This is a genomic window from Adonisia turfae CCMR0081 (assembly GCF_011009555.1).
In the GTDB taxonomy this organism is placed as follows: domain Bacteria; phylum Cyanobacteriota; class Cyanobacteriia; order Phormidesmidales; family Phormidesmidaceae; genus Leptothoe; species Leptothoe turfae.
This window is the reverse complement of sequence record NZ_QXHD01000004.1, coordinates 140,560-147,329: the sequence shown is the minus strand read 5'-3', so window position 1 is coordinate 147,329 and position 6,770 is coordinate 140,560. Positions and strand designations below refer to the sequence as shown.

The 6,770-nt window shown below is 42.6% G+C and carries 2 protein-coding genes; both read left to right on the top strand.

What is annotated here, in order from left to right; all coding sequences use genetic code 11:
- Positions 1 to 534 precede the first annotated feature (534 nt).
- Positions 535 to 834 carry a tyrosine-type recombinase/integrase gene (locus DXZ20_RS38435; RefSeq protein WP_348918542.1) on the top strand — a complete coding sequence of 100 codons (300 nt, stop codon included), beginning with the start codon at positions 535 to 537 and terminating at the stop codon, positions 832 to 834.
- A 521-nt stretch (positions 835 to 1,355) separates the two neighbouring features.
- Positions 1,356 to 6,770, top strand: a 5,415-nt coding sequence (locus DXZ20_RS38155) for a calcium-binding protein (protein ID WP_284681659.1), incomplete at its 3' end; no start/stop codon positions are given.

The window sequence follows — 6,770 nt, the reverse complement described above, 5'->3', positions numbered from 1 at the left end:
TCGCACATATCTGGTCATGCCAACTATGGGGAATCCGAGCCGAGGCGATAGGTTTGCTCATGGTGTAGACAGTGTAAACAGCGTTAACGGTTGCCGGGTAAGACATCAGCTATTTCCTTTGTCGCTGAAACTGTAAACGCTGTTAACCGTGTAAACACTTACAAACATTGAGTTAGCCCCCATGTGACAGTTGAAATTTGCCGGGGTCAATTCTCAATAAAAAAGTGCGATTTTTGGTATTTTTTCTGAAATCATTGAAATCTGGTTAAAATGCATTTGCTAAAAACTATGTTTGAGCAAGTGGCTTATGCCCAAGTCAGATCGTTACGGTCAGGCAGAAATTTGGACCGATGAAAAAATGAATGAGCTGTTTGCTGAACTGGAGCCCCACATAAGGACGCTATTTTCGATCTGCCTCTACACTGGCTGTCGGGGCAACTGCGAGCAGAAAATATTGTAAACAACTGCATCGTATTTCAGCGGGAAACGACTAAGGGTGGCAAGCATACGCGCCAGGTAAAGATTCATCCAAAGTTGGCCCTTATGTTGGAGAAGTCGGGTTTGCCAGTCACAGGGTATCTATTTCCTGGAAAGCGTCGTGGTTGTATTACTCGCCAGGCAGCTGATTATGCATTACGAAAGGCGTGCGATCGCTTGGGTTTTGAAGGCTACAGTACCCACAGTTTCAGGCGAACGGCGTTGACTCGGTTGAGCAATGCAGGCATTCCGTTACGGGTAATTCAGGAGATTAGCGGTCATAAGAGCTTGACTGAGCTGCAGAAGTATCTGGCGGTATCACCTGAGCAGGTGGAAGATGCGATTTCGAATATTTAGTCAATCGTTTTTACAGGGAAACGTTACCTATTCTGAAAAGTTGAGTGTTTACTCCTTGAGTCATATGGATAATCTATACACAAAATCTGTTTACGTGCAGATCACCCATATTCCGAGAGAGATTCTTGAAAAAAATATTAATAAAGACTACTTCTTTGGTATTTATGATTCTTTCCGCATCAATCTTCATATCAATTTTATAAAAGTTGGCTCCTTCTGCTTTCTTCCTTGATTAGAATTGCAAGGGGGATTAAGAGCTAGCTAGCGGTAGGACAGTTACTCTTTATAAACGGTGGGTTTTATTGAATATTTATAAACAAGTGTTGCTGTTAATAGAATTCAATCTATGTCGGATTCGTATTGGAACACACATCGGATTCGTAGGATAGTTGGAAAGTCACACTTTATGCTTTAGCGAGTATTCGTTTCTTAAGAAGTGAACACTGCGCAAACAAATTGTTGATGCTGTGAAGCACCTTGAAACCCACTTCGAGCAATTTCTGCAAAGGTTATCGAAAAAAATGAATCAGCCGAAAATGAACCAGTTTCAGCTCGATCAATTTAAGCTCAAGCTCAATTTTGAGTGGCAAAAAGCTCTCTCTAAATTATCGATAACACAGAGAGAGCAAATTCAGGGGCTTACGAATGAAGATCTGAGGAAAGCTTCAGATCCGAATGCCGTAAAGACTACAAATGAGGTTTATAAAAAAAATACTGAACATCTTTACTTTACAGAGGGAGCAAATTTACTGTTATCTCAAAGTCCTAATATCACATTGAATGCTATCGCTAACTACCACAACGATATAGGAATAACAGGCACCGCAGCGCTATCTCCAGTCCTTTTCATAAGACTGGACTCATGGATTAACGGAGCTATCCAGACAATCGTTCATGATAATTTAGCTCTTTATCACATTGCCCTTAAAGAAAAGAACGGAGAGTCCCCAGAGATTTTAGAGTCAGTCTATGGAGTAGACAGTGTCGTATTTTCTGCACCGATTGTGCCACTGGCGGCGTATTTTGACGATTTAACTTCACTTGGGCCGTACTTGTCAGAGCAACGCCAGTCAAGCGAGATATTTCTCGGAGCTGCTCTCGGAGAACAAGTTGCTAGCTATCTTGTAGACGATAATTTTGGAAGTCAATTACTAGCAAGATCTGCTGGTTCAACTGTTGGGAATTGGATTGAAAAAGCAATCGCTTTTGAAGATCCCGATTCCAGTACCAAATCATTAGAGTCATTGACTCTGCCTGAAAATTTTATAAGTAATTTCACTTCAACTACATTAACCTTGGGAAGCCAAGAGCTGTCAGAGTCGATTATCAAAACTCTAAAAATAGAAGATACACTTGCCCGAATAGGAGTCAGCACACTTTCTCAAGCAATAGTCGATTATGCATTTACGTCTGTTGCTGTCGAATACTTTCCACAATTTGCTACAAAGTATCTTGAGATATCAAGCGTTTCAGACATTACCAGCTTAAATCTTGCCGGCTCCTATCTGAAGGCGCTCGAATCGTATGCTTTCTCCTATGCCGGATCAGAGTTATTCGATTCTCTTGTTCGTTGGAATGTTGTTGGAGAAAGTCAGATAAATGAAGGTACAGCAATTGGTAGCACGTTAGGAAGCACGATTGGATTTGCCTTTCTAGGACCAATAGGAAGCTTTTTAGGTACTCTAGCGGGTAGCTTTTTAGGAGGCTTTTTAGGAGACCTATTCGGCGATGAAGACTTCCCTCGTGCGGCATACGTCGTCAACCTTGCTGATGGAGAGTATGTGACTCAGTTTGCATATGAACTCGACGATGGCAGTCCTGATCTTGCCCGACAGATGGGCGAAGCAGCTAAAGATATTCTTCAGTTCTTTGCAGGTTCTGTTGGTGGTCAGCTAGTCAATGTCGAGAATATCTACTACGGTCACTACTTAGAGGAGTTTGTCTTCCAACTTCACGATGACGCACCTGGCGGAAGCAGTTATCGCAAACGAGTCGGTTTTGATGATGCTCAGAAGGCCATTGAAGCAGGTGTTGTCTATCAGCTGGGTAAAACACAGATCGAGGGAGGCGACCTCTACGTAAAGCGTTTTCTGTCCGGTCTTGATACTAAGAATGGCACCATAGAAAACCTGGATAAGGATCTCAGAGTTGCAAAGGAATATGGTGTTTACAAAGACAACCCGGTTCTCTATCAAGAGTATATTGATAACTTAGCAGCGAACTCTATTCAAGATGCTGATGCAAGGATTGTAGAGTTACGCTCTCGTCCTTGGGATAGATTTGTTCCTACAGAATTGAACGAGCAGATTATTAAAACCGTTTCAGCCAATCTGACTCCAACTGACATTACGCTTTCTCTTGATGAAAACGATTTGATCATTGATGGAGAGAGGGTTTGGAACTGGGCAAAAACTCAAGTAGAAAATCGAATTCAACTTCTTCGCTTTTCGGATGAAAGTATTTATACAATCAACATAGATGAAGAAGCTCAAGTTTCGCTGGAGCTATATGAAGAAGATAAGACTATTCTGGATTTGGGTTTGGATACCTTGCCTTCTGAGGTTGATCTATCCCTCAGCGGCAACGATCTTATTGTCAATGGAGAAGTAATTTCCAACTGGCTGGTTGCTACAGGTAATCGTCCAGAAGTTCTTCGTTTTGCCGATGGTAGCCGATTCAAGATCGTTGTTGAAGATAGTACAGTCAATATCGAGAATGAATTGGTAGCGAATTGGGCAAACGTCTCATCGAGAGCTGCTGAGTTAAACCTTGATACACCTCAATCTTCAGACTATTTCAAAGGAGACGATACCACTCTACTTCTCAACGGTAACGGGGGAATCGTTCAGGGAGAAGATGACAGCGATGACGTCTTAACGTCTTCTACAGCCTCAGAGTTCCTGAGCGGTGGAAAAGGGGACGATGTATATCGCTTTAACTTAGGAGACGGTCAGGACACAATAGAAGACATCGAAGGAATAGATATTATTGAACTAGACAGTAGCATTCAACTGTCTGACATAAATTTAAAATCGAGTGGCAATGATTTAGTTATCAACATCACGAATTCTGGAGGTTCCCCTGGAAATGTAGCAAATCAGCTAATAATCAAAAACGCTGCCAACAATAAAATTGAATTCATTCGCTTAGGAAATAACCAGGAATACTTCCTCGACAACTCAACCGGAGAATGGAAATTAATTGAATCTGGTAGCGTTCAGTCCTCTGACACAGATAATGCTACCGTTCAAGGCACTATTGGGTCGGATATTCTGCGAGGTACAGGGGAGAATGACACGCTATCCGGTGGTGCAGGTAATGACACTTATCTATATTCCTTCGGTGATGGGCTAAACACCACGATCTATGACACTGGCAACTCCGAAGGCAACGTCCGAGACGGTGGCATAGATACTCTAGCTTTAGGAACGAACTCACTACACAGTCTGAAACTAGATGAGAAGGATCTTGTCCTTACTGTCTCTTATATTCCCCCTACTTTTAATTCTAGTAATAATGAAGCCCAACCAATAACGATCACCCTAAAGGACTGGGTAGAGGAAAATAGCAAAATTGAGTTTATTCGATTTGATAATGGTGAAGACTTTTCCCTTGTTGTAGGTCTAGATGGTTCAGTTTCTTTGCAGCCTGTTTTGGTAGATGGAGAAGCAACGCTAGATGTTCAGCTAGACGTACCTGATACTTATCAGCTCAGTTCCCACAAACTTGCGGTTGTCGATCTGACAGGCAATGGTCTTCAACTTATTTCTGCTCAAGATTCCCTTGCAATGTCTGATTTGGATAGTGACGATTATCTAGAACAGACTGGATGGGTATCTCCTTTCGACGGCTTACTCGTTATTGACCAAAATGATGACGGTCGTATCACTGAGCTAAATGAGTTCGTCTCTCTGAGCAATCAAGCTGAGGTTACATCTATCACCAGCTTGGATAGCAACAACGATGGTCTACTCAATTATCAAGATTCCTCCTTTGAGGAACTCAGAGTTTGGGTTGATAGTAACGGCAATCATCGTGTGGAATTAGGTGAATTGTCGGCCTTATATCGACATGGAATTGGAGATATTTCCCTAACAAGCCAGCAAAAAGATTTTGAAGTAGCAGGTAATTTAGTTTCAGCTTCAACTTATTTCACCCAACTAGGATTTCAGTATAGAAATCGTTCTCAAATTTTTGATGTTGCCTTCGCTTATAATCCCGATGGCGTCAAGCTTGAGGAATTAGAAGGCGGACTCAACGAATTCGATTTTGAAAGCAAAGCCAATATTTTGATTGCTGATGATACCGCCAGCGACCTTGATTTAGTCATTGATCCATCTTTAACCTACTCTGCAACCGGAGGAAGCGGTGATGACTCTCTTAGCATTCGAGCCGATAGTACCGGAGGCGTTCTCAATGGAGGCGATGGAGATGATACTCTTACGGGTTCAAACGGAAACGATATCCTCAATGGTGGTACAGGAATAGATACTATCAAGAGTGGTGCAGGTGACGACACCATTACTGTTGATGAGGACGATGCATTAGCCGACTTGGATGGTGGTGAAGGGTTTGATATCGCAGCTGTTGACGCGAACTCTCAGTTTCATCTCACCTTACGTGACGAAAATAACATCGAGTCAATTATTGGCAATAAAGTCAGCAACGAAATTACATATGATGGCACCACTCAAATTCTCCTCTCTGGTGACTCAGGAAATGACATTCTCACAGGTGGGAAAGGCGATGATCAGATTGAAGGAGGCAGAGACAAGGATAAGCTATACGGAGATGAAGGTAGCGATTTGCTCTTAGGAGGCTTGGACGATGACAGTCTCTATGGTCAGAAGGGCAATGACCAGTTATATGGGCAAGATGGAGACGATTATCTTGATGGTGGGGATGGTGACGACAGATTAGACGGAAGCATAGGCAATGACTCTCTCAGAGGAGGAAAAGATAAGAACAGCTACGTCTTTGGCTTGAACTATGGCATTGATACTATCCTTGAGAATTACAACACAGCCACAGATACCCTTACTTTCAAGACAGGAATTGCTCCTTCAGACATTACTCTTCGGCGTAAAACTAATAGCAAAGATGATTTATACATAGCCATCAAAGATACTCATGATCGGCTTGTTATCAAAGACCAATTCAGAAGGGGTCCCTATGGGATAGACCAGCTTACGTTTGCCGATGGTACCGTTTGGACAAGAACCGATATTGAAGCTAGCCTACTACAGGCCACCGAAGGAGATGACTACCTGATTGGATATGGCGGCGACGCTCTTGACGGTGGAACAGGTAACGACTCATTAGAAGGAAATCGTGGTCAAAACACCTACGTATTTGGACTGAATGACGGTGTTGATACCATTATTGAAAACTACAACACCGATATAGATACCTTAGCCTTTAAGCCAGGCATCAATCCTTCAGATGTTGTTTTTCAGCGTAGAACGGGTCGTTTCAGCAAAGATAATTTGTATATAGCTATTCAAGGTACCCATGATCGGCTTGTTATCGAGGACCAATTCAGAAGAGGTCCCTATGGGATAGACCAGCTCACGTTTAACGATGGTACCGTTTGGACAAGAGCTGATATTCAAGCCAGGCTACTACAGGCTACGGAAGGAGATGACTACCTAATTGGATATGGCGGCGATATCCTCGATGGAGGAGCGGGCAATGACTCACTAGAAGGAGATCGTGGTCAAAATACCTATATATTTGGCCGAGATTATGGGGTCGATACTGTCGTCGAACATTACAACACTGCAACAGATATTCTCTCAATCAAAGAAGGTATAGATTTAGCGGATATTACCTTCTGGAGAGAAGCAAACAATTTACACCTGGCAATAAAGGATACGAACGATCGACTCATTATCAAAGATCAATTCAGAAGAGGGCCTTATGGCATCGATCAAATC